The following is a 20,996-nucleotide window of genomic DNA, read 5'->3' as shown; positions in this document are numbered from 1 at the left end:
GGAATCCTCGGACACGACAAGCGTGTCACGGGGTCAATCAATTGGCACTGGCTTAACAAGCACCCTGTTGAGTTCTCAAACAACCAACACACACCGCTGAAGCTCGCTTAGCGAAGCTCACTTCATCCGGGGCAACTTCTCTACTTTACCAGGTTGCTTGCCGTTGTCAAGTCCGTATTTCTGGGCTGTTCAACTGCAAGCGGCTTTCCCGAAGCATAACAACAGCACCGTTTCCGGTGATCTTGTTTCAGGAGATCCGGTAGGACCGGCCGACACTGGAGCGTCTCGCTCGCTTGCCCGCCCGGCTCCCTGCCGGCTTTGTTACTTTACCAGTCCGTTCCGCCCTGTCAAGTTCGCGTTGACCGCTTGTCGACTTTGTGGAACGGTCCCCGCGCACGCCAAGCACACCGTCTCCGGTGTGGTGACCTGCTCGAGATTCCGACTGGACCGGCCGGCTTGCACCTCTCGGCGCTCACCCGCCCGGCTCCCTGCCGGCTGATCTAAGCTACCCGGCCGGCTTCGCGATCGCAAATCAGGCTTACACCGTCTGAAATCGCACCACCCGGGGACAATCACCGCGAAAGGGTCGTTTCCGACCAGCCCCGCGGACTTGGAGAACCGTACGGGGAGCGGTGAACCCGAGTCAAATCGGCCGTGCACCGCCCCCGCCGAACAGGGAGGATGGCGGCATGACGCCGAGCCCCCGCGCTGACGCGCTGCTGGAGCTGCTCTTCCCCGTGTGGCAGTTCGTGATCGGTGTGGTCGTCGTGCTGGTGGTCGTCATCGCCACATATCGGCTGGCGTTGCGCGGACCTTCACGGATGGGCACCGTGCTGCTCGTCACGGGCGCGGTCATCGTGGGGATCACCGTCTTCGGCATCCTGAGCACGCACTCCGCGTAGCGGCCGCCGCTCAGAGCCGCCGGTTCGCCAGACTCGGCAGCGTCGCCCTGATCTCCGCCAGCCGCGCGAAGTCGAGATCCGCGAACGTGACCCCCACGACATCCGGCGCCAGGGCGACGACCGTCCCCCACGGGTCGATCACCATGCTCCGCCCGAAGCACGTGCGGTCCGGATCGTGGTTGCCCACCTGACCGGCGGCCAGGACGTAGCACTGGTTCTCGATCGCCCTAGCACGCAGCAACGGCTCCCAGTGGTCGCGCCCCGTGTGCAGCATGAACGCCGCCGGCACCACGAGCACGGTCGCGCCGTCGACGGCAAGCTGCCGGTACAGCTCCGGGAACCGCAGGTCGTAGCAGATCGACAGGCCGAGCACGGCCTCGTCGACGGGCAGCAGCGTGGTCCGCGTGCCCGGCGCGACGGTCGCGGACTCGTGATACGAGACACGCCCAGGGATCTCCACGTCGTAGAGGTGGATCTTCCGGTACGTGCCGGCGAGCCCACCCTGACGGTCGAAGACGAGCGTCGTGTTGTACGTGTGCTCCGCGTCGGGCCCGATCTCATGGAACGAGCCGGCGTGCACCCACATCCCGAGCTCCCGCGCCGCGTCGGCGAAGAAGGTGGCGAACTCGCCGTCGATCGGCTCCGGCTTCGGCGCGCCCTCGGCCCGGCCGAGATAGTCCACGTACTCCGGCAGCACCGCCAGATCGGCGCCACCCGCGGCGGCACGCCCCAGCAGGCCCCTGGCCACCCTCAGGTTCTCCGCCCGGTCGTCACGGGCGTTGAGCTGACACACCGCTACGCGCATGGCTCCAGCCTATCGATCAGGCGGCGGTCAGCACGAGAGCCGCGGCGGCCAGACCGAGCCCGGTGATCTGCAGTGGCCGCATCCGCTCCCGGTCGACGGCCATGGCCAGGAACACGGTGCTGACCGGGTAGAGCGACGCGATCGGCGCCGCGATGCTCAGTATCCCGTCCCGCACCGCCACGAGGTAGAACGCGTTGGCGGTCACGTCGAACACACCGGCCGTGCCCGCGAGCGCGACCGACGTGCGGTCCATGCGCAGCGGTACGCGCATCAACCACATCGCCACCAGCAGACCGGCGGCGCCGGCGACCCGCCCCGACAGCAGCGGCCACATGCCCGACTCGTGCGACGTCTGGGCGATCAGCGTGAAGTACCCGCCGAACAGCACCCCGGCGGCCAGCGCGGCGGCGACAAGTCCCTTGGAGACCGTCCCCCCGGCGCTCGGGCCGGCGCTCACAAGCGTGATGGCGGCGACGGCGAGCACGGCACCGGTCAGCGCCAGCGTCGACGGGCGGCGGTCGAGCACGAGGCCGAGCAGCAGCGGTACCGCGGCCGTCGTCGTCGCGGTCAGCGGTGCGACGACCGACATGGCGCCGCCCGACAGGCCCCGGTAGAAGACGACGAGACCGGCGACGCCGAGCACGCCCGCCGCCGCGCCCCAGGCGAGGTCGGCGGTGGCCGGCGCGCCGGGCCGGGTGACGAGCAGCCAGCCGAGGACGAGGGGGATGCCGGCCAGCTCGGCGACGAGCGCGATGCCGACGGAGTTGGTGCGCTGGCTCGCCTTGCCGCCGGCGAAGTCACCCGCACCCCAGATGAGCGCGGACGTGGCGGCGAAGACGAGTGACAGCACGTCGGCCACGATATGCGTTGCCCAGAAGACCCGCCACCGCGTTTTCCGTCGTTCAGTCTAGTTTGAGGCGGGTTTTCCGTGGCGTGAGCTGGGCTTTGGTCGTACACCTGCCGCCACGGAGAACCGAGACGGACGTGGCACGGAACACGCCGCCCACCTCGGGAGGTGGACGGCGTGCCGGTGGCCGGTGCGGGTCAGGCCGACTTCTCCTCGCGGTCCGCGCGGCGGCGGCCGGCCCGGTGGGCGGCGAGGTCGCGCGGGACGATGGTCGGGATGACCTTCTCGAGGACGACCTCGCGGGTGATCAGGACGCGGGCGATGTTGGGGTTGCTGGGCACCTCGTACATCACGCTGAGGAGGACCTCCTCCATGATCGCGCGGAGGCCGCGGGCGCCGGTGCCGCGGAGGATCGCCTGGTCGGCGATCGACTCGAGGGCCTCGGCGTTGAACTCCAGCTCGACGCCGTCCAGCTCGAACAGGCGCTGGTACTGCCGCACGAGCGCGTTGCGCGGCTCGGTGAGGATCTTGACCAGGGCGTCGCGGTCGAGGCTCTTGACGCTGGTGATGACGGGGAGGCGGCCGATGAACTCGGGGATGAGCCCGAACTTCAGCATGTCCTCCGGCATCACGTCGCCGAAGCTGTCGTCCATGGTGCGGTCGGTGATCGAGCGCAGGTTGGCGCCGAAGCCGGTGCCGCCCTTGCCGACCCGCGCCTGGACGATCCGGTCGAGCCCCGCGAACGCGCCGCCGCAGATGAACAGCACGTTGGACGTGTCGATCTGGATGAACTCCTGGTGCGGGTGCTTCCGGCCGCCCTGCGGCGGCACGTTGGCGACCGTGCCCTCGATGATCTTCAGCAGCGCCTGCTGCACGCCCTCGCCGGACACGTCCCGGGTGATGCTCGGGTTCTCCGACTTGCGGGCGATCTTGTCGACCTCGTCGATGTAGACGATGCCGGTCTCGGCGCGGCGGATGTCGTAGTCCGCGGCCTGGATCAGCTTCAACAGGATGTTCTCGACGTCCTCGCCGACATAGCCGGCCTCGGTGAGCGCCGTGGCATCCGCGATCGCGAACGGCACGTTGAGCATCCTGGCGAGCGTCTGCGCGAGGTGGGTCTTGCCGCAGCCGGTGGGGCCGATCAGCAGGATGTTGGACTTCGCCAGCTCCACGCCGTCGCTGCCCGTGTTGCCGCCGGACTCGGCCTGGACCCGCTTGTAGTGGTTGTAGACCGCCACCGCGAGGGCCTTCTTGGCCTGGTCCTGACCCACCACGTACTGGTCGAGGAAGGCGCAGATCTCCATCGGCTTGGGCAGCTCGTCGAACTTGACGTCACCGGACTCGGCGAGCTCTTCCTCGATGATCTCGTTGCAGAGATCGATGCACTCGTCACAGATGTAAACGCCGGGGCCGGCGATCAGCTTCTTCACCTGCTTCTGCGACTTGCCGCAGAAGGAGCATTTCAGTAGGTCGCCGCCGTCGCCGATCCGTGCCACCTACGATCTCCCTGCCTTCAGCCGGACTGACTGCCCGGATCGCATCGTGCTGTCGTTGCCTTGCGGCGCCTGCGTGTGGTGCCCACTGCCGCGTGCGTCTTGCTTCGTGCGTGTTGCTTGGTGCTGCCTCGACGTTACCTGGTGGTCGGCCGTATTCCGACCCCCTGAGCGGTGGTGTCTTTCTGGAGGTCCGCATCGGCCCGCCAGACCGTGAGGTGAGGCGGGCCGAGCGTGGACCTGTTCCGCTACGCCCCGGAAGCGACCAGCGCCGACTTCTTGCGGCTGACGAGAATGTTGTCGACCAGCCCGTACTCCTTGGCCTCCTCGGCCGTCAGGATCTTGTCGCGGTCGATGTCCTTGCGGACCTTCTCGATCGGCTGCCCGGTGTGCCGGGACACCATCTCCTCGAGATTCGTACGCATCCGCATGATCTCGCGCGCCTGGATCTCGATGTCGGATCCCTGTCCGTAACCGCCCTCGGTGGCCGGCTGGTGGATGATGATCCGCGAGTTGGGCAGGGCGAGCCGCTTGCCGGGCGTGCCGGCCGAGAGGAGCACCGCCGCGGCGCTCGCCGCCTGGCCGAGGCAGACGGTCTGGATGTCCGGCCGCACGTACAGCATCGTGTCGTAGATCGCCGTCATGGCCGTGAACGAGCCGCCGGGCGAGTTGATGTACATGATGATGTCGCGGTCGGGCTCGTTGCTCTCCAGCGTCAGCAGCTGCGCCATCACGTCGTTGGCCGACGCGTCGTCGATCTGCACGCCGAGGAAGATGATCCGGTCCTCGAAGAGCTTGTTGTACGGGTTGGTCTCCTTGATCCCATACGACGTGCGCTCGACGTAGGACGGCAGGATGTAGCGGTTGTGCACCTCGCGCAGCGCCGGGGGCAGGCTCAAATCGGTCATCGCTTCGCTCCTCAAGCCAGGGTTCCGGCGCCTTCCGGAGCCTGCTGGGCCCCGGTGATCACCTTGTCGATGAAGCCGTAGTCGCGCGCCTCTTCGGCGGTGAACCAGCGGTCGCGGTCGGAGTCGGCCTCGATCTGCTCCAGGCCCTGGCCGGTGTGGAACGCGACCCGCTCCTGGAACATCCGCTTGGTGTAGAGCATCTGCTCGGCCTGGATCGCGATGTCCGAGGCCGTGCCGCCGATGCCGCCGGAAGGCTGGTGCATCATGATCCGCGCGTGCGGCAGCGCCATGCGCTTGCCCGGCGCGCCGGCGCACAGCAGCAGCTGGCCCATCGACGCCGCCATGCCCATCGCGACCGTCGCCACGTCGTTGGAGACGAACTGCATGATGTCGTAGATCGCCATGCCCGAGTAGACGGAGCCACCGGGCGAGTTGATGTAGAGCCAGATGTCGCGCTCCTCGTCCTCGGCGGCGAGCAGGAGCATCTGGGCACAGATCCGGTTGGCGACCTGGTCGTTGACCTCGCTACCAAGGAAGATGATGCGCTCCTTGAGCAGCCGGTTGAACACCGAGTCGTCGAGCGTCAGGCTCGAGTCCGCGCCCCGACCGCGCCCCGAGGGCGCGGGACTGACTGGCGACGCTGGAATATGCAGGTCGGTCATGGCAGCCCTTCGCAAGAGTCTTGTACTTGCCGACCCTAACCGGTGTTGGGAGCGGGAGCTTCCCATGCTCACCGCATTTCGCTATGAGCGCACCGTGGCCGACCGAGCCCGCAGCGTCCGCCCCGGGCCCGGTCGATCAGGTCAGTGGTTGTGACCCTCGTGGTCACCGTGGTCGTGGCCCTCGTGCTCGTCCACCGGGCCGCGCAGGTCGTCCAGCGACAGGGCGGCGCCCTCGCTGTCGACGATCTTCACCCGCTCCAGCACCAGACCCAGCGCCTTGCCGCGCCGGACGTCACCGAAGACCGCGCCGGCGACACCTGCCTGGACCAGCTGGTCGTAGTACTGCTGCGGGCCGACCCCGGCGCGCTGCGCCCGGTGCACGATCTCGTGCCCGAACTCGTCGTCGCTGACCTGGATGTTCTCGGCGTCGGCCAGGGTGTCGAGCACCAGCTGCACCTTCACGCCCTCGACGGCCGCCTCGTTGAGCTCGGCGTCCATCTCCTCCTCGGTCTTGCCCTCCGTGGACAGGTAGTCCTCGAACGACGCGCCGATGCGCTGGAGCTGGTCGTTCATCGACTCCTTGCGCGACTCCACCTCGTCCTTCACCACGCCCTCCGGCGCGGGCACGTCGGTGGCCTCGATGACGGCCTTCAGCGCCAGGTCACGGGCCGAGTAGAGCTGCTCCATCCGCTTCACCCGGCTCAGCCGCGTGCGCAGGTCGTCCTTCAGCTCCTCGAGCGTGTCGAACTCGCTCGCCAGCTGCGCGAACTCGTCGTCGACCGGCGGCAGCTGCTTGTCCTTGACCGACTTGACGGTGACCGCCACCTCGGCGTCGCGCCCCTCGAAATCCCCGCCGACCAGCTGCGTGGTGAACGTCGCCGACTCACCGGCCGACATGCCGACCAGCACGTCGTCCAGGCCCGGCACCAGCTGGCCGCTGCCGACCTCGTGGGAGATGTTGTTGGCGCTGCCGCCCGGCACCTCCTCGCCGTCGACCGTCGCGACCAGGTCGATCTGGACGAAGTCGCCGACCAGCGCCGAGCGCTCCACGGTCTTCAGCGTCGCGAACCGGTCCCGCAGCCCCTTGAGCTGCTCCTCGACGTCGTCGTCGCTCACCACGAGCGCGTCGACCGTCACCTGGATCTCGCTCAGGTCCGGCAGGGTGATCTCCGGCCGCACGTCCACCTCGGCGGTGAACTTCAACGGCTGCCCGTCGGCGAACTCGGTGATCTCCACCTCGGGCCGGCCGAGCGTCTTCACCTCGTGCTCACGCACCGCGGCCAGGATCTGCGTCGGGATGACCTCCTGCACCGCCTCGTTGAGCACAGCCCCCCGACCGACCCGCTGGTCGATCACGGCGCTGGGCACCTTGCCGCGGCGGAACCCGGGAATCACGACCTGCGAGCCGATCTCCCGGTAGGCCTTCTTCAAGCTGGGCTCCAGCTCGGCGAACGGCACCTCGATTTCGAGCCGCACGCGCGTCGGGCTCAGGGTCTCGACGGTGCTCTTCACAGAACTTCTCCTCATGGGTCGCGGTCAGCCGCTCCAACGGCTGGGTGGACTGGCGGCGGCTGCCTGGTATGTCCCGGTCGGGGTGGCGGGATTTGAACCCACGGCCCCTCGCTCCCAAAGCGAGTGCGCTACCAAACTGCGCTACACCCCGGTGCTGTGCGTCGGCAAGTGTATGCGTTGGGTCCGACAGTCCGCCGCTCGGTATGGCGGTGTCGCACTGCATGGACCCGCCATCTGCGTTCCCGGCGAGGATTCGGTACGCTGGGAGGCGCACCCGGCGAGACCGGGCGCACGCGGGCGTAGCTCAATGGCAGAGCTTCAGTCTTCCAAACTGACGGTGTGAGTTCGATTCTCATCGCCCGCTCTTCACTCTTCCAGCAGGTCAGAGGCCCATCGTTTCATCCTTGGGCGGCCCCTGCCGGGCCTCTCGTCCACTCCAGCGGCGATCCCGCTCGCCGGCGTGCCGGTAGATCAGCGCCGCCAGCCCGCTCGACCGAGCCGATGCATCCCTCACGGGTACCGGCGCCCGCGGCTGCGGTGCAGGAGTTGCCGCTGTGGCATAAGTTGACCGCTTTAACCGCATTTTCCCACTTCGCTGATCGCGAAATTGCCGGAACGCAGCAGCGACTCAGGTCAAGACGCTGCGAACGGCCGGGCGTCGGCCCACTCGTAGTGGAGCTGCCTCCGCGACCCGCCCAGCGCGGGATGAGCGCCCGGCCGGACGGGCGAAGGGTTCAGGACACCGCCAGCGGGCGGGCGTTCAGCAGGGCTGTGTGCTGGCGGTGGGCGGCATCCAGCAGGGCCTGCCAGGCGTCCTCGCCAATGGGGAGCCTCGTCGGGCGGTCGTCGGAGGCGATCAGCCGCAGCACCTCCGCCGCGAACAGTGCCGGTGGGTTGGTCATCGGCAGCTGTTTCATGGCGCGGGAGCCGGCCAGCATGGGGGTGGTGACGTCACGGTAGGTGTCCAGTTGCTCCGACTCGGTCAGCGTGGTGCCCCATTCGGTGGCGAAGCAGCCGGGCTCGACGGCGACGACAGAACGAGAACGTGAGTGACCGTCATTCGCCGCGAAAATCCGTCGTTCGTGTCGGTGGCTGCGGCGGCCGTACAGTTGCGGCATGCGCTCGCTCGCCGAGCTGATCTCCGAGGACCGTTCGGCGTGGGCCGAGGTCGAGGCGGCGGTCAGCGCGTCACCGTTCGCGGTGGAGATCCTGCCGACCGACCCGGACCGGGCGGCGGCCTGCCTGCAGCGGCTCCAGGTGACCACGAAGTCGTGGCTGGGGTCGCTGGTGTATCTGTCCGGCGGGCTCGTCGTCGACGACGGGTGGCTGCGGATCCTCGGCTCGGGGCACCCGCAGCGCCGGTTGCCGGACATCCACACGGTCAACGCCGGGTTCGAGGGCGCCGGGCTGGTCGTCGCGCAGGACGTGATGGGCGGCGAGTTCGTGTGGCGGCAGGGCGAGGGCCCGTCCCCGACGATCCACTACTTCGCGCCCGACACGCTCGGCTGGGAGGACCTCGGCCTCGGGTACACCGACTGGCTGTACGGCATGCTCGGCGGGGCGATCGACCAGTTCTACCTGAGCTGGCGCTGGCCGGGCTGGCAGGACGAGGTCGCCGCGGTGCCGTTCGACGCCGGGCTGCACACGGCGCCGCCGCTGTTCGCCGCCGAAGGCAAGGACGTCGCCGACGTGAGCCGCCGGCCGATCCCGATGACCCAGCTGGTGAGCGTGCTGCACGACTTCGCCGACCAGTTCGGCGCCTGAGCGGTGGACCAGCCGGTCCAGCTGCACCACCGCGTCGAGGGGCCGCCGGACGCGCCCGCCGTGGTCCTGCTGCACGGCGGCGGCAGCCGCGGCGCGACCTGGGACCTGTTCACCCCGGCGCTGATCGCAGCCGGGCACCGGGTCGTGGTGCCGGACCTGCGCGGGCACGCCGGGAGCCCGCGCTCCCCCTCGTACACCTTGGAACACCATCGCGACGATGTCATCGCGCTGCTCGACCGGCTGCGTCTGGACGCCGTCACGCTCGTCGGGCATTCGCTCGGCGGCTACGCCGCGTCGCTGGTCGCGCAGGAGCAGCCCGGCCGGGTCGCCCGGCTGGTGCTGGAGGACCCGCCGGTGCCGCCGCGACGCAGCGAGGGCAGGTTGTCGCTGGGCCGCCTGCTGGTGCTGTCCATCGGGACCGCCGATCCGCGCCGCCGGTACGACCGGCTCGCCCTCACCTCCGCGATCACGCAGCTGCGCCAGGGCCAGCCGCAGTGGTGGGACGCGCTGCCGCGGATCACCGCGCCGACGCTGCTGCTGTCCGGCGGGCCCCGCAGCCACATCGCGCCCGCGCGGCTGGCCGAGGTGGCGGTCCGCATCCCGCGCTGCGAGCTGGTCACCGTGCCGGTCGGGCACCGCATCCACAGCACCGCCCCGGACGTGTTCCGCGCGACGGTGCTGAACTTTCTCGGCGATGCTGTCCGGGACGGCGCGCCCGCTCCGACGTCTCCGGCGGAAGATGCCGTTGGAGAGGAGTGACCGTGAAGTACATGATCCTGAGCTACGCGTCGCAGCGCGACTACGACGAGATGGCCGGCAGGCCGGGCGACGCGCCGGTGTGGACGCCGGAGGACTTCGCCGCGATGGGCGAGTTCATGGCGAAGTTCAACCAGGAGCTCGAGGCGTCCGGCGAGCTGGTCGAGACCCGGGCGCTGGGTGCGCCGGTGCACACGCGCCGCATCGGCGGCTCGCCCGCGCTGGTCACCGACGGCCCGTACGCCGAGACGCAGGAGGTCCTCGCCGGGTACTGGATCGTCGAGGTCGACAGCTTCGACCGGGCGACCGAGATCGCCGCCCGGCTCGGCGAGTGCCCGGCGCCGCCGCAGGTCGCGAAGACGGCGTACGCGGACGTGCGGCCGATCGTCGAGAGCGCCGGTGAGCTCGGGCTCTGACCAGCGGCAGCATCTCGGGGACCTGCTGCGTGACCTGGCGCCGCAGGTCCTCGGGGCGTTGGTGCGCCGCTACGGGCACTTCGACCACGCCGAGGACGCCGTCCAGGAGGCCCTCATCGCGGCCGCCGCGCAGTGGCCGGCCGCGGGGGTGCCGGACTCGCCGCGCGGCTGGCTCATCACCGTCGCGTCGCGGCGGCTGACGGACCTGCTGCGCAGCGAGGAGGCGCGGCTGCGCCGCGAGGCGCAGTGGGTGCCGCCGGCGCCGTCCGCCACCGGCCACGACGACAGCCTGATCCTGCTCGCCATGTGCTGCCACCCGTCGCTGAGCGCACCCGACCAGATCGCGCTGACGCTGCGGGCCGTCGGGGGCCTGAGCACCGCCGAGGTGGCCCGGGCGTTCCTGGTACCGGAGGCGACGATCGCCCGCCGGATCAGCCGCGCGAAACAGCGGATCAAGCAGAGCGGGGTCCCCTTCGCGCTGCCCGACACGTTCTCCACGGCCGCGCTGCACGTGCTCTACCTGATGTTCAACGAGGGGTACGCCGCCACCGCCGGCCCCGACCTGCACCGCCCCGATCTCGCGGCCGAGGCGATCCGGCTGGCGCGGCTCGTACACCGGCTGCTGCCCAAGGACAGCGAGGTCGCCGGGCTGCTCGCGCTGATGCTGCTCACCGACGCGCGCCGTCCGGCCCGCACCGCGCCGGACGGCACTCCGATCCCCATGGACGCGCAGGACCGCACGCTGTGGAACGCGTCGTTCATCGCCGAGGGCGTCGCCCTGGTCACGGCGGCGCTGCCGCGTGGGCCGCTCGGCCCGTACCAGCTGCAGGCGGCGATCGCGGCGCTGCACGACGAGGCCCCGTCGGCGGCGGAGACCGACTGGCCGCAGATCGTCGCGCTGTACGAGCTGCTGCTCACCCTCACCGACAACCCGATGGTCGCGCTCAACCACGCGGTGGCCGTGGCCATGGCCTCGGGCCCCGCCGCCGGCCTGGCCCTGCTGCCGGGCCTGTCGTCGCTGCCTTCGCTGCAGGGCGATCACCGTTTCCACGCGGTGCGCGGACACCTGCTGGAGCGCTCGGGCGCCGCGGAAGAGGCCTGCGCCGCGTACGCGACCGCCGCCGGCCTGACCGGCAGCGTGCCGTTGCAGCGGTACCTCCACGCCCAGGCCGCCCGCCTCCGATCGGGACGCCAGGACACGTAGCGGACGTTTCCGCAGGTCAATTCCATGATCCGACTGATTTCGAACGCCTGTTCGAGTATGGTTCCCGATCATGGAGACCACCTGCGCCGCCGTGAAACTGACCCCCACCGCCACCGGCGACATCCCGGTCCGCTGCACGAAGCACCCGGACCACGTCACCGCCGGCGACCCCGTCCACGAGGCGCGAGTGGGCGTCTTCCCAGTCAGATGGACGAACACCGACTGCTCATGATCCCGAATGGTCTTAGTGGCCAGGGCTACCGGAACCATTCGGGATCATGGAGGACGCCCCGGCTCAGGCGACCAGCGCCGCCCGCAACGCTGACACGTCGTCGTCCTTCAGGCCGTACGCATGCCCCCAGTCCTGCATCGAGCCCCATCGGTCCTTTGCGAGCTCCAGCGTCTGCAGCATCATCTCCGCCTGCGGGGTCCAGTCCAGCACCGACGCGGGGCGGGGTGGCAGGCCCAGGCGGTCGACGACCACGGAGACCCGCTCGTGGATGCGCGGCATCGCCGGGGCGGTGGCCGCATAGTCGGCGGCGATGGCCTCGTCCGGGACGCCGAGCAGGCTCAGCACGACGGCGGCGAGCACGCCGGTACGGTCGCAGCCGGCCTCGCAGTGGAAGACGGCCGGCAGGGTGGAGGAGCGGGCGAGCAGGCGGACGGCGCCGGCGAGGACGTCGCCCTTCTCGGTGAGCATGGCGACGTAGTGGCCGACGAGGTCGGGGGCGCCGCTGACGTCGGCGATCGGGGCGGAGACGTACTCGACGCGGGCGGTGGCGAGGTGGCCGCGGCCGAGGTGGGTGACCTCGTGCTCGCCGCGCAGGTCGATGACGGTGGTCACGCGCAGGTCGTGCAGGAGGTGCGCGGCGTCGGACTTCGTGGCGTACGCGAGGGAGTCGCTGCGGAACAGGCGGCCGGGACGGATCGCGCCGCCGGCCGCGGGGAGGCCGCCGAGGTCGCGGAAGTTGATCAGGCCTTCCAGGGTGCGCGGGGCCCGGCGGCGGCGCCAGCGTCTCACCCGGACAGGCCCGTCAGCCAGTTCCAGAACTGCATGAACCAGCCGACCTCGCGCAGGTACGCGATTCCGGCGGCGGCGAGGAACAGGCCGGTGAGCGCGTGGGCGCCCTTCGCGCTGCGGCGGATGCGGCCGAAGCGCTGCTCCAGGACGAGCCGGCCGACGAGGCGGGTCAGCGCGAACACGCCGACGGCGACGGCGAGCACGACCAGGAACGCGAAGAACGGGCCGCTGAGGCTGCCGTCGCTGTCCAGGGCCCACAGGCCCCAGCAGATGAAGGCGATGAACGCGCCGGTGCCGGTCAGCTCCCAGCCGATCTTGAGGGTGCGGGCGCGTTCGCCCGGCTCCGGCCGGTACACGGGACGCTCCGGCTCGGGCGCGAGCGGCATCATGCCGGTCGGGTCGGGTGCTGGGCGCGGGACGACCCGGGCGCGGCCGCGCATCTGCGGCACGCCGGTCTCGGAGACCGCGACCCCGGAGACGCCCGGCGACACGGGGGCGCCCGACACCGGTGGCGCCGAGACGGGCGGAGCCGAGACGGGCGGAGCCGACACGGGCGGCGCGGCGTAGAAGGCGGTCGGCGCGGAGCTGCCGGCGCGCAGGGCGACGAGCTCACGTTCGAGGCGTTCGATGCGCTGGTACGCGTCCGTCTCGGTGCCCGTGACCGACGGCCGGGCCCGGCCGATGGCGCGCGAGGTCTCCGAGCTGTCCGGCTCGACCCAGTCGCAGCCGACGTCGGGCAGGCCGGACCGGCGCACCAGCTCCGCCAGGTGGGCCAGCCAGCCCGGCAGCTCCCTGGTGTCGGGCCGCTCCGAGGGGCGGTCGGCGAGCGGTGCGTGCAGGTGGTCGCGCAGCGCCGGGATGCGCTCCAGCAGCGGGTGGCGGCGCAGCACGTTCCACGGCGGCGGGGACGCCTCCTGCGGGCCGCGCTGGTCGGTGCGGCCGTCGACCCGCGGGTACGCGCCGGTGACCATGAAGTACGCGACGGCGCCGAAGCCGTGCACGTCGTACGCGGGGCCGACCTGCTTCACGCCGCCGAACGCCTCAGGGCCCCCGGACTCCGGAGTGTAGGCGATCTGGGTGATCTCCTCCTCGCGGAAGTACCGGGCGCCGGTGAAGTCGATCAGGCGCACCTCGCCGGTCGCGAGCACCATGACGTTGGACGGCTTGACGTCCATGTGCAGCACGGCCGTCGCGCCGGACTGCTGGGGGTGGTGCAGTGCCTGCAGCACCGAGCTGAGGGTCTTGAGCGCGGCGACGGCGTTGAGCCGGTTGCCGCCGGGCGCCATGCCGGAGCGCTGGGCGACGTACTCGCGCAGGTTGACCCCGTGCAGGTAGTCGTAGACCTGGTACGGCACGGCGTCACCCGGCGCGGGGCGCTCCCCCGGCCGGTGCGGCGGCGGGCCGTAGAAGCCGTCGGCACGCCGGCAGATGCCGCCGACGCCCCGGTTGTTGAGGTCCATGAGCGCGGCGTCGCCCTTGTCCCAGGACCGCAGCTCGTCGGCGATCGGGCGCTGCGGGTCGATCCGGAACACCTTCACGGTCATCGGCGCCGACGTCACCCCGCCGCAGATGCGCACCGCTCGATAGACGTCGGCCTGCCCGCCCGAACCCAGGTGGGCGACGAGCCGGTAGCGCTGGAACGTCTCGGGCAAAGGGCTCGCCGGACCGCACACGAGGTCCAGCAACGCACCCTGCGTCATCGTGCGACTCCCCCCAGATCAAACTTTCCGCCCCCAGATACTTCCGAGAGTAACCACGCCGCGAAATCGGTCGCGCTCTGTGGAGGTCACGAGGTAGACACGACTGCGTGACCGGATACTCGCTGCGCGCCGCCACCCCCGCCGACATCGACGCGTTCAGCCGGGTGATCCGGACCGCGTTCAACGCGACCGGCGAGCCGGACCCGTCCGACTCGATCCGCACCGTGCTGGACCCCGCCCGGTACACGCTTGCCGAGTTCGACGGCCAGATCGTCGGCACCGCCGGCATCTTCACCCGCGATCTCGCCGTGCCGGGTGCGGTCATCCCGGCCGCGCACGTCACCGGCGTGTCGGTGGCCGCCACGCACACCCGCAAGGGCCTGCTGCGCCGCATGATGACCAGCCAGCTGAGCACCGCCCCGGAGGCGATCGCCGTGCTGTGGGCCTCGGAGGGCCGCATCTACCAGCGGTTCGGCTACGGTCTGGCGACGCACAACGTGACCATCCGCGCCGACCGCCGGGAGCTGACGGTCCGCGGCACGGCCGGGGTCGGCACCGGCACCCTGCGCGCGGCGGTCCCCTTCGAAGTGCGCAAAGAGCTGTCCGAGGTGTACGACCGGATCCTCCCCGACCAGCCCGGGTGGTCCAGCCGGGACGACGCCTGGTGGGGCCACCTCACCACCGACCCCGAGGCCCGGCGCGAGGGCTTCACGGCGACCCGGGCCGTGCTCTACGAGAACGCCGAAGGCGTCGTCGAGGGCTACACGCGGTACCGCGTCCGCAACGAGTGGGACGACAACGGCCCGAAGGGCGAGGTCAACGTCGTCGAGCTGGTCGCCGCCACCCCGGACGCGACGGCGGCGCTGTGGCGCTTCCTGCTCGGTGTCGACCTGACCCGCAGCGTCGTCAAGGGCCTGTCGAGCCCCGACGAGGCGGTCTTCCACCTGGTCGATGATCCGCGCCGGCTCGGCGGCAAGATCGGCGACGGGCTCTGGGTCCGCATCGTCGACCTGCCCCGCGCGTTGACGGCCCGGCGGTACGCCGCACCCGTCGACGTCGTCCTGGACGTCACCGACACCCTCCTGCCGGCCAACGCGGGCCGCTGGCGCCTGCGCGTCGGCGCCGGCGGCGCCCTGGTCAACTGCTCCCCGACCGACGCGCCCGCCGACCTGACCTGCGACGTCATCGACCTTGGTGCGGCGTATCTGGGTGGCACGAAGCTCGGCGCGCTCGCCGCGGCCGGCCGCGTCCGGGAGCACCGCCCCGGCGCCGTGGCCGCCGCCAGCACCGCTTTCGGCTGGCACGTCACCCCGACATCGATCGAGATCTTCTGATACCTCGGCTGGCGGGCGGTGAACGGGTAGGGTCTGGGATGTGGGTGGTATCCAGCGCCGGCGGCGCCGCATGCGGCATCACCAGCCGGTGACCACTGACGTGCGCCCGGCGAGCGCGGACCCGCCCGCGGAGGACCCAGCCACGGGTGTTCCGGACACCGCGGATGCGGTGGTGGACGGGTCGCCCTCAGATCCGGATGGCACGCCGTCGGCAGGCGTTTCGCCGCGTGAGGATGGCGCAGCGAAGACCGATGGACCGCCCTGCGAGCCCGGCGAGCGTGGTGGGCCCGGCGTGGCGGCCGCCGGAGCGACGCCGGTCGAGGTGGCCGCCGTGGTGAAGCCGCACCCGCCGGTCCCGCGGCCGCCGATGCACCCGCCGGTGAGCACCCAGCCGACGTCCGGTCCCCCCGCAGGCGCCGGGTCCAGCACCGCCACTCCCGCGACAGCGATCCCGCGCAGCCCCGACGCGACACCCGCACGCGCGCCCGCGACCGCAGCGGATGCGACGGCCCGCGGCACCACGGACACGCCCCAGGGCACTCCGGACACGCCGACAGCCCAGGGGCCCGCGGACACGGCGACGGCCCACGGTGGTGCGGGCGCGGCAACGGCCCGGGGCGCCGCGCACCTCGCGACCCTGGCGGCTGCGACCGTGACGCCGGGTGCCGCGCCGACCAGTCCGGCGCCGCCGAGTCCGGCGCAGCTGGCGGAGCTGTCAGGGGCGTTCGCGATGACGGCGAGCGTGCACGACCCCGAGGCCGAGGCCGACGGGCAGGCCACCGGTGAGCGGCCCGCGGGGCACGGCAAGGACGAGCCCGACCATGACCACGATCACCACCACCACGAGCCCCACCATCATCACCACCATCACGACGAGGTGGTCTCCGAGCGCGGCCTGCGTGGCCTGGTCGGCGGCGGGGCGTCGCAGGTGAGCGTGTCGGCGGCGATGCGGGCCCGGGACGCGGCCCGCCCCACCGACGAGGACCTCGCGGCCGCCGACCGTGACCTGCAGATCATCCGCCGCGGCTGGGTGCCCCGCGAGGAGCTGGCCCGCCCCGGCCATCGCCCCCGCACCTGACGGCGACGCCGGCCGGACCTGACAGCGGAGCCGGCATGACAAGCGCCAGCCGGACAAGCGTCGGCCGGACAAGCGCCGGCCGGACAAGCGCCGGCATGACGAAGGCGGGACGGATCAGTCCGGCAGGGGCGGCAGGACGCGGGTGGTGTCGTACTCGAAGACCTGCGCGATGCGCCGGGCGTGCCGCTCGTTGCCCGAGAAGGCCGTCGACAGGAACGCCGTCACGAGGGACGTGGCCTCGTCGAGGGTGTGCTGGCGGGCGCCGATGGCGACGATGTTCGCGTCGTTGTGCTCGCGGCCGAGGCGGGCCGTGTCCAGGTTCCACGCGAGGGCGGCCCGCACGCCGGGGACCTTGTTGGCCGCGATCTGCTCGCCGTTGCCGGACCCGCCGATGACGACGCCGAGGCTGCCGGGGTCGGCGACGACGCGGGCGCCGGTGTGGAAGCAGAAGGCCGGGTAGTCGTCGTCGGGGTCGAACTTCGCCGGGCCGACGTCGACGACCTCGTAACCCTGCAGCCCCAGTGCGCCGACCAGGTGCACTTTCAGCTCGTAGCCGGCGTGGTCCGAACCAAGATAGACGCGCATACCGGAAAGTCTGTCAGAACTGGATCAGGCCGAGGCAGGAACCCACCACCAACGCCACGCCGACGAAGAGCAGCCCCGAGATCCATCCGGCGGTGGCGCCGCCGGTGAGGCGCCAGTGCCGCCGCCGGTCCCAGACGAGGGCGGCGGCGGCGAAGGCGCCGATACCGATGGCGGCGACCATGGCCGCGATGAAGATCCGCATGTGCACACCCCAGGCCGAAGACGAAACGGCCTAGTGTCTACCACGATCGGGTGACGCTATGACAATTGGGCGACGACCAGCCCGGCCCGGGCCTTCGGGGTGAACCAGGTGCTCTTGCGGGGCATCTTCTGCCGGGCGAGGTTGACCGCGACGAAGTCCTCGACGGTGACCGGGGCGATGAGCACCGCCAGCTCGGCGCGGCCCGCGTCGACCTCGCCGCGCAGCCACGACGCCGGGTAGTCGCCGCCGACGTAGGTGATGCGCTTGTCGCCCGGGTCGAGTCCGAGGGTCTCGGCGAAGAGCCGGCGCTCGACGAGGGCGTGGTCGAGGTTGTCCACGACGCCGCCGTCCGGGTCCCGGGGCAGCTCGACGGACCAGGCCCCGTCCCGGGTGTACAGGTGGACCCGCCCGCCGGTCGAGGGGATCTCGGCCGCGTCCAGGGCGGCGCCGGAGAAGGAGACGTCGGCGGGCAGCTCGGAGACGAGCCGGTTGTACGGCTGGATCGCCACCGACTCGGGCGTGGTGACCACGGCGAGGAAGCGCGGGTAGCCGGCGGTCTGCGCGGCGAGGCTGCGGTGGTTGCCGTCGGCGACGACGAGCTCGCCGCCGCCGGCGAGGGCGAGGAGCCGGTCGCGGGTGGTGCCGGCGGCGACGGGCCAGATCTCGTGGCTGCGGCCGGCCGGGTCGACGTCGGTGACCACGGGCGTGCCGGCGTCGGCGCAGGCGTGGGCGAGCGCCGTGTGCAGGGCCTCGCCGTGCGCGGTCTGCAGCAGCAACACCGGCGACAGCAGGTGCTGGGTGGCCTCAGCGAGGGCGACCCGCTCGCGGACCTTCTCGATGAAGACGTCCTCGTTGCGGATGACGGCGCCGGGCTCGTCGGCGCTGGTGGAGATCTGGTCGGTGGCGACCATGCACCACAGCCCGTAGGCCCGGGCGCCGTCGGGCGCGGTGATCCGGTAGAGCACGACCACGTCGTCGGCGGCGGTGTAGTGCCCGTCGTCCTTGGCCGCCTGGAGGCGGGCCACGGCGTCCGGCAGGCTGTCGTGGAAGGAACGGCCGACGTTGCCCGGCGCCCGGTGGGGCATCTCGATGGCCAGCGCGCTGGACGGGTTGTCCGCGATGATCGCGGTGATCTCCGCGTCGTCGGCGAACTCGTCGTAGTTCTGCGCGCCGGTGCCTCCGGTGGAGAGCCAGGCGTGGGCGATCGGGTACGCAACCGTCATGAGCGAAACGGTATAGCTCAGGCGATCAGGGCCACGGCACCGGGGACGGTGCGTCCCGAAGTGGTGGACGCGCTGACCACGACCGGCGGCGCGAGCAGCGCGATCACGTCGTCGGGCAGGTCGGGCAGGTCCTGCTTCCAGGCGCGGTCCTGCACGGTCCAGCGGGTCTCGGGCGAGGTCAGCGCCGTAACGGGGACGGTGGCGGGCGGGGTGGCGGTGGCGGTGGCAGTGATCATCGTGCGGGTCCTCCGGCCTGCGGGGTGACGTTGCACACTGCGCAACGGTGCCCGGGGTGTACCGGAGTCGCACCGGCTGTGCGCATCCATTGCAAACCATGCGGGAATCGACGGCGTCGTTCTGTCGGGAATCACCAGGCAGAACCACCAGGCGAATCACCGGGCTGGGCCACCAGGGTGAACTCAGGCGGGGGCCGGCGTCACCCGGGTGAGCATCTTCACGATCCGCAGCGCGACGCCGTGCGGTTGGTGGCGGCGGAACTCGACCATGTCGGCGAGGGCGTGGATGATGCGCAGCCCTCGGCCGTTCTCGGAGTCGGTGGCCGGGTCGTCCGTCGCGGCGCCGGACTCGGCGGCCTGGACGGCCTCCATGCCGACTCCCTCGTCGACGACGTCGATCACGCACCGGTCCTCGTGGATGGTGACCGTGACCTGGTAGTCGGCGCCGAGATCGGCGTGCTGGACGGCGTTGGCGCAGGCCTCACCGACGGCGAGGCCTATGTCGTCGCGGCAGTCCCGGGTCACCGAGAACACCCCGAGGGCGGCGTCCAGGACCCGGCGGGTGAGCGGGACGGTGGAACGATCGCGCGGCAACGACAAACTCAGCCGGATTTCCATGCCCACGGGCCCTGCCCCCTTCTCGTCACTGCCCGAACGTCGTACAGCCGTGATTCCCCGGCATACGGTGGCAGAAACGACTGCCGTCATATAGCGAAGTACGCATAAGATGTCGGGCATGGGTCACGACCACGATCACGACCACCACCACGCCCCGCCGGCGGACGCCGACCGGCGGCTGCTGGGCCTCGCGCTGGTGCTGATCACCGGCTTCATGGCGGTCGAGGTCACGGTGGGCCTGCTGGTCGACTCGCTGGCCCTGCTCTCCGACGCCGCGCACATGTTGTCGGACGCCGCCGCGATCGCCCTGGCCCTGTTCGCGACCCGGCTCGCGGCCCGGCCACCGTCAGGTGGGTACACCTACGGCCTGAAGCGCGCCGAGATCCTGTCCGCGCAGGCCAACGGGCTGACACTGCTGCTGCTCGCGGCCTGGATCACCTACGAGTCGGTGGTGCGGCTGATCCACCCGCCCGCGGTCGGCGGCGCCGCGGTCCTGGTGACGGCCGTCGCGGGCATCGCCGTCAACCTGCTCGTGGTGTGGATCCTCGGCCGGGCGAACCGCTCCAGCCTCAACGTGGAGGGTGCCTTCCAGCACGTGCTGACCGACCTGTTCGCGTTCGTCGCGGCGGCGCTGTCCGGCCTGGTCGTGCTGCTCACCGGCTTCCACCGGGCGGATGCGATCGCGTCGCTGGTGGTGGCGGCGCTCATGGTGCGCTCGGGGCTCGGGCTGGTCCGCGACTCGGGCCGGATCTTCCTGGAGGCGGCGCCGGCGGGGATGGACCCGGCGGCCCTGGGCCGCGAGCTGTGCGGCGTGCCGGGCGTCGTGGAGCTGCACGACCTGCACGTCTGGCAGGTCACCTCGGGCTATCCGGCGCTGTCCGCGCACGTGCTGGTGGCGCCGTCCGGCGACTGCCACGCGGTGCGTGAGGCGATCGAGGCGCGGCTGCGGGAGCGGTACTCGATCGAGCACACCACCCTGCAGGTCGACCACACGCTCGACGCGAAGCACTGCGTGGACTCACACGGTGCCTCCTACAAGGGTTCGGGCTGACTCGACCCGCCGGGTCGCGACCCGCTCTGCCACGAACGACAGGAACGGCACCGTGCCGGCCAGCAGCACCAGCGCCGTGAAGCCGAGCTTCCACTTGGCACGGCGGGCGAGGTCGGCGGCCAGCACGAGGTAGGCCATGTACAGGAAGCCGTGCGCGGAACCGACCAGCGCCACGATCGTGTCGTCGCCGGTCGTGTACTTCAGCACGGTGCCGACGGTGAGCACGATCAGCAGCACGCCGACGATCCAGGCGATGACCCGGAAGCGGGTGAGAGCGTTCTTCAACGGCACAGGGAACCTCATCCGGGGAAGTCGCCGGGGCGGCGGGTGGGATCGGCGGCGAGCCAGGCCAGCATGCGGTTGTACTCGGCCAGCTGCGGGTCGTCGTCAGCGGCGGGCGGGGGCGCGGCGGTGGGCGCGGCCCGCGGGCGCAGCGGCTCCTGCGTCTTGACGGGCCGAGGCCCGAGGACGTCGCGAACCGCCCGCACCCACAGAAAAATCACAAACAACGCAAAAAGCGGCCATTGTACGGTGTAAGCCCAGCTCAGCATGTTGCCGGCGGCGGCCCGCTGGTACTGCCACCAGCCGGCGAGCAGGCACACAGCCACCCCGGCGAGCGCCAGGACATGCCAGAGTACCCACCGGGGAGTCAGAAACCGCCGCACAGGTAGGCAGCCTA

At 71.1% G+C, this 20,996-nt stretch carries 25 protein-coding genes, 2 tRNA genes and 1 pseudogene; 10 read left to right on the top strand and 18 right to left on the bottom strand.

Going from position 1 to position 20,996, the window contains the following annotated elements; genetic code table 11:
• Nucleotides 1-689 precede the first annotated feature (689 nt).
• Entirely contained in the window at nucleotides 690-902 is a 213-nt protein-coding gene (locus AB0H83_RS34920) for a hypothetical protein (protein ID WP_360102604.1), read from the top strand.
• 10 nt (nucleotides 903-912) lie between these two features.
• Here the strand turns inward: AB0H83_RS34920 and AB0H83_RS34915 are convergent, their stop codons facing one another.
• From AB0H83_RS34915 to AB0H83_RS34885, 7 genes are all read right to left on the bottom strand, one after another.
• Nucleotides 913-1,707: a carbon-nitrogen hydrolase family protein gene (locus tag AB0H83_RS34915; RefSeq protein WP_360102602.1), complete on the bottom strand. Its 795-nt coding sequence runs from the start codon at nucleotides 1,705-1,707 to the stop codon at nucleotides 913-915.
• A 16-nt stretch (nucleotides 1,708-1,723) separates the two neighbouring features.
• Nucleotides 1,724-2,557 (bottom strand): EamA family transporter, encoded by an 834-nt coding sequence (locus tag AB0H83_RS34910; protein WP_360102600.1) that lies wholly within the window; start codon nucleotides 2,555-2,557, stop codon nucleotides 1,724-1,726.
• A 194-nt stretch (nucleotides 2,558-2,751) separates the two neighbouring features.
• Nucleotides 2,752-4,050 (bottom strand): ATP-dependent Clp protease ATP-binding subunit ClpX, encoded by a 1,299-nt coding sequence (gene clpX / locus AB0H83_RS34905; RefSeq protein WP_033365878.1) that lies wholly within the window; start codon nucleotides 4,048-4,050, stop codon nucleotides 2,752-2,754.
• 245 nt (nucleotides 4,051-4,295) lie between these two features.
• Nucleotides 4,296-4,955 carry an ATP-dependent Clp protease proteolytic subunit gene (locus AB0H83_RS34900; protein WP_360102597.1) on the bottom strand — a complete coding sequence of 220 codons (660 nt, stop codon included), beginning with the start codon at nucleotides 4,953-4,955 and terminating at the stop codon, nucleotides 4,296-4,298.
• Nucleotides 4,956-4,966: 11 nt separating this feature from the next.
• Complete coding sequence (locus tag AB0H83_RS34895; protein ID WP_360102595.1) at nucleotides 4,967-5,617, bottom strand: ATP-dependent Clp protease proteolytic subunit; 651 nt, start codon at nucleotides 5,615-5,617, stop codon at nucleotides 4,967-4,969.
• 141 nt (nucleotides 5,618-5,758) lie between these two features.
• Nucleotides 5,759-7,129: a trigger factor gene (gene tig, locus AB0H83_RS34890; protein WP_360102593.1), complete on the bottom strand. Its 1,371-nt coding sequence runs from the start codon at nucleotides 7,127-7,129 to the stop codon at nucleotides 5,759-5,761.
• 77 nt (nucleotides 7,130-7,206) lie between these two features.
• Nucleotides 7,207-7,280, bottom strand: a tRNA-Pro gene (locus AB0H83_RS34885).
• A 142-nt stretch (nucleotides 7,281-7,422) separates the two neighbouring features.
• On the opposite strand from AB0H83_RS34885, the gene AB0H83_RS34880 reads away from it, so the two are divergent.
• A tRNA-Gly gene (locus AB0H83_RS34880) sits at nucleotides 7,423-7,493 on the top strand.
• 370 nt (nucleotides 7,494-7,863) lie between these two features.
• Here the strand turns inward: AB0H83_RS34880 and AB0H83_RS34875 are convergent.
• Nucleotides 7,864-8,247: a hypothetical protein gene (locus AB0H83_RS34875; RefSeq protein WP_360102591.1), complete on the bottom strand. Its 384-nt coding sequence runs from the start codon at nucleotides 8,245-8,247 to the stop codon at nucleotides 7,864-7,866.
• Between AB0H83_RS34875 and AB0H83_RS34870 the strand changes: the two genes are divergently transcribed.
• The 5 genes from AB0H83_RS34870 (at nucleotide 8,246) to AB0H83_RS34850 (ending at nucleotide 11,501) form a co-directional block, all read left to right on the top strand.
• The gene (locus AB0H83_RS34870) at nucleotides 8,246-8,893 is read left to right on the top strand and encodes a DUF2625 family protein (RefSeq protein ID WP_360102589.1); all 648 of its coding nucleotides are present in this window, start codon (nucleotides 8,246-8,248) and stop codon (nucleotides 8,891-8,893) included. The genes AB0H83_RS34875 and AB0H83_RS34870 overlap by 2 nt on opposite strands.
• A 3-nt stretch (nucleotides 8,894-8,896) precedes the next feature.
• Nucleotides 8,897-9,652, top strand: coding sequence for an alpha/beta hydrolase (locus AB0H83_RS34865; RefSeq protein ID WP_360102587.1), 756 nt, complete (start codon nucleotides 8,897-8,899; stop codon nucleotides 9,650-9,652).
• 11 nt (nucleotides 9,653-9,663) lie between these two features.
• Entirely contained in the window at nucleotides 9,664-10,065 is a 402-nt protein-coding gene (locus tag AB0H83_RS34860) for a YciI family protein (protein WP_360102614.1), read from the top strand.
• The gene (locus tag AB0H83_RS34855; protein WP_360102585.1) at nucleotides 10,049-11,269 is read left to right on the top strand and encodes a DUF6596 domain-containing protein; all 1,221 of its coding nucleotides are present in this window, start codon (nucleotides 10,049-10,051) and stop codon (nucleotides 11,267-11,269) included. Before AB0H83_RS34860 ends, AB0H83_RS34855 begins: the two co-directional genes overlap by 17 nt.
• Before the next feature lie 70 nt (nucleotides 11,270-11,339).
• A complete protein-coding gene (locus AB0H83_RS34850; RefSeq protein ID WP_360102583.1) occupies nucleotides 11,340-11,501 on the top strand; it encodes a hypothetical protein in 162 nt (53 codons plus the stop codon).
• A 63-nt stretch (nucleotides 11,502-11,564) separates the two neighbouring features.
• Here the strand turns inward: AB0H83_RS34850 and AB0H83_RS34845 are convergent, their stop codons facing one another.
• Complete coding sequence (locus tag AB0H83_RS34845; RefSeq protein ID WP_360102581.1) at nucleotides 11,565-12,290, bottom strand: tyrosine-protein phosphatase; 726 nt, start codon at nucleotides 12,288-12,290, stop codon at nucleotides 11,565-11,567.
• Complete coding sequence (locus AB0H83_RS34840) at nucleotides 12,287-13,990, bottom strand: hypothetical protein (protein WP_360102579.1); 1,704 nt, start codon at nucleotides 13,988-13,990, stop codon at nucleotides 12,287-12,289. Before AB0H83_RS34840 ends, AB0H83_RS34845 begins: the two co-directional genes overlap by 4 nt.
• A 107-nt stretch (nucleotides 13,991-14,097) precedes the next feature.
• Between AB0H83_RS34840 and AB0H83_RS34835 the strand changes: the two genes are divergently transcribed.
• Complete coding sequence (locus tag AB0H83_RS34835; protein WP_360102577.1) at nucleotides 14,098-15,324, top strand: GNAT family N-acetyltransferase; 1,227 nt, start codon at nucleotides 14,098-14,100, stop codon at nucleotides 15,322-15,324.
• 715 nt (nucleotides 15,325-16,039) lie between these two features.
• Here AB0H83_RS34835 and AB0H83_RS34830 read toward each other — a convergent pair.
• The gene (locus AB0H83_RS34830) at nucleotides 16,040-16,195 is read right to left on the bottom strand and encodes a hypothetical protein (RefSeq protein ID WP_360102575.1); all 156 of its coding nucleotides are present in this window, start codon (nucleotides 16,193-16,195) and stop codon (nucleotides 16,040-16,042) included.
• On the opposite strand from AB0H83_RS34830, the pseudogene AB0H83_RS34825 reads away from it, so the two are divergent.
• A pseudogene (locus AB0H83_RS34825) lies at nucleotides 16,195-16,402 on the top strand (hypothetical protein); the annotation flags it as partial. The gene AB0H83_RS34830 and the pseudogene AB0H83_RS34825 sit on opposite strands and share 1 nt — an antisense overlap.
• 114 nt (nucleotides 16,403-16,516) lie before the next feature.
• Here the strand turns inward: AB0H83_RS34825 and AB0H83_RS34820 are convergent.
• From AB0H83_RS34820 to AB0H83_RS34800, 5 genes are all read right to left on the bottom strand, one after another.
• Nucleotides 16,517-16,987, bottom strand: coding sequence for a ribose-5-phosphate isomerase (locus AB0H83_RS34820; protein ID WP_360102573.1), 471 nt, complete (start codon nucleotides 16,985-16,987; stop codon nucleotides 16,517-16,519).
• Between the two features lie 13 nt (nucleotides 16,988-17,000).
• Nucleotides 17,001-17,189 carry a hypothetical protein gene (locus AB0H83_RS34815; protein WP_360102571.1) on the bottom strand — a complete coding sequence of 63 codons (189 nt, stop codon included), beginning with the start codon at nucleotides 17,187-17,189 and terminating at the stop codon, nucleotides 17,001-17,003.
• 56 nt (nucleotides 17,190-17,245) lie between these two features.
• Complete coding sequence (locus AB0H83_RS34810; protein ID WP_360102569.1) at nucleotides 17,246-18,412, bottom strand: DUF1015 family protein; 1,167 nt, start codon at nucleotides 18,410-18,412, stop codon at nucleotides 17,246-17,248.
• A 17-nt stretch (nucleotides 18,413-18,429) separates the two neighbouring features.
• Complete coding sequence (locus AB0H83_RS34805) at nucleotides 18,430-18,648, bottom strand: hypothetical protein (RefSeq protein ID WP_360102567.1); 219 nt, start codon at nucleotides 18,646-18,648, stop codon at nucleotides 18,430-18,432.
• A 183-nt stretch (nucleotides 18,649-18,831) separates the two neighbouring features.
• Nucleotides 18,832-19,242, bottom strand: coding sequence for an ATP-binding protein (locus tag AB0H83_RS34800; RefSeq protein ID WP_360102565.1), 411 nt, complete (start codon nucleotides 19,240-19,242; stop codon nucleotides 18,832-18,834).
• A 142-nt stretch (nucleotides 19,243-19,384) separates the two neighbouring features.
• Between AB0H83_RS34800 and AB0H83_RS34795 the strand changes: the two genes are divergently transcribed.
• The gene (locus tag AB0H83_RS34795; RefSeq protein ID WP_360102563.1) at nucleotides 19,385-20,317 is read left to right on the top strand and encodes a cation diffusion facilitator family transporter; all 933 of its coding nucleotides are present in this window, start codon (nucleotides 19,385-19,387) and stop codon (nucleotides 20,315-20,317) included.
• Here the strand turns inward: AB0H83_RS34795 and AB0H83_RS34790 are convergent.
• Nucleotides 20,285-20,602, bottom strand: coding sequence for a DUF3817 domain-containing protein (locus AB0H83_RS34790; protein ID WP_360102561.1), 318 nt, complete (start codon nucleotides 20,600-20,602; stop codon nucleotides 20,285-20,287). The two genes, AB0H83_RS34795 and AB0H83_RS34790, sit on opposite strands and share 33 nt — an antisense overlap.
• Before the next feature lie 14 nt (nucleotides 20,603-20,616).
• Nucleotides 20,617-20,982, bottom strand: coding sequence for a hypothetical protein (locus AB0H83_RS34785; protein ID WP_360102559.1), 366 nt, complete (start codon nucleotides 20,980-20,982; stop codon nucleotides 20,617-20,619).
• Nucleotides 20,983-20,996 lie beyond the last annotated feature (14 nt).

This window comes from Dactylosporangium sp. NPDC050688, from assembly GCF_040654515.1.
Classification (GTDB): domain Bacteria; phylum Actinomycetota; class Actinomycetes; order Mycobacteriales; family Micromonosporaceae; genus Dactylosporangium.
The sequence above is the reverse complement of the archived record's forward strand: the minus strand, read 5'-3'. Positions and strand labels throughout refer to the sequence as shown.

What these genes read in the sequence shown, in the direction of transcription:
- AB0H83_RS34895 (WP_360102595.1), bottom strand. Translation starts at nt 5,617, where the DNA reads ATGACCGACCTGCATATTCCAGCGTCGCCAGTCAGTCCCGCGCCCTCG.
- AB0H83_RS34915 (WP_360102602.1), bottom strand. Translation starts at nt 1,707, where the DNA reads ATGCGCGTAGCGGTGTGTCAGCTCAACGCCCGTGACGACCGGGCGGAG.
- AB0H83_RS34805 (WP_360102567.1), bottom strand. Translation starts at nt 18,648, where the DNA reads ATGATCACTGCCACCGCCACCGCCACCCCGCCCGCCACCGTCCCCGTT.
- AB0H83_RS34820 (WP_360102573.1), bottom strand. Translation starts at nt 16,987, where the DNA reads ATGCGCGTCTATCTTGGTTCGGACCACGCCGGCTACGAGCTGAAAGTG.
- AB0H83_RS34850 (WP_360102583.1), top strand. Translation starts at nt 11,340, where the DNA reads ATGGAGACCACCTGCGCCGCCGTGAAACTGACCCCCACCGCCACCGGC.
- AB0H83_RS34900 (WP_360102597.1), bottom strand. Translation starts at nt 4,955, where the DNA reads ATGACCGATTTGAGCCTGCCCCCGGCGCTGCGCGAGGTGCACAACCGC.
- AB0H83_RS34920 (WP_360102604.1), top strand. Translation starts at nt 690, where the DNA reads ATGACGCCGAGCCCCCGCGCTGACGCGCTGCTGGAGCTGCTCTTCCCC.
- AB0H83_RS34815 (WP_360102571.1), bottom strand. Translation starts at nt 17,189, where the DNA reads ATGCGGATCTTCATCGCGGCCATGGTCGCCGCCATCGGTATCGGCGCC.
- AB0H83_RS34795 (WP_360102563.1), top strand. Translation starts at nt 19,385, where the DNA reads ATGGGTCACGACCACGATCACGACCACCACCACGCCCCGCCGGCGGAC.
- AB0H83_RS34810 (WP_360102569.1), bottom strand. Translation starts at nt 18,412, where the DNA reads ATGACGGTTGCGTACCCGATCGCCCACGCCTGGCTCTCCACCGGAGGC.
- AB0H83_RS34860 (WP_360102614.1), top strand. Translation starts at nt 9,664, where the DNA reads ATGATCCTGAGCTACGCGTCGCAGCGCGACTACGACGAGATGGCCGGC.
- AB0H83_RS34870 (WP_360102589.1), top strand. Translation starts at nt 8,246, where the DNA reads ATGCGCTCGCTCGCCGAGCTGATCTCCGAGGACCGTTCGGCGTGGGCC.
- AB0H83_RS34875 (WP_360102591.1), bottom strand. Translation starts at nt 8,247, where the DNA reads ATGCCGCAACTGTACGGCCGCCGCAGCCACCGACACGAACGACGGATT.
- AB0H83_RS34840 (WP_360102579.1), bottom strand. Translation starts at nt 13,990, where the DNA reads ATGACGCAGGGTGCGTTGCTGGACCTCGTGTGCGGTCCGGCGAGCCCT.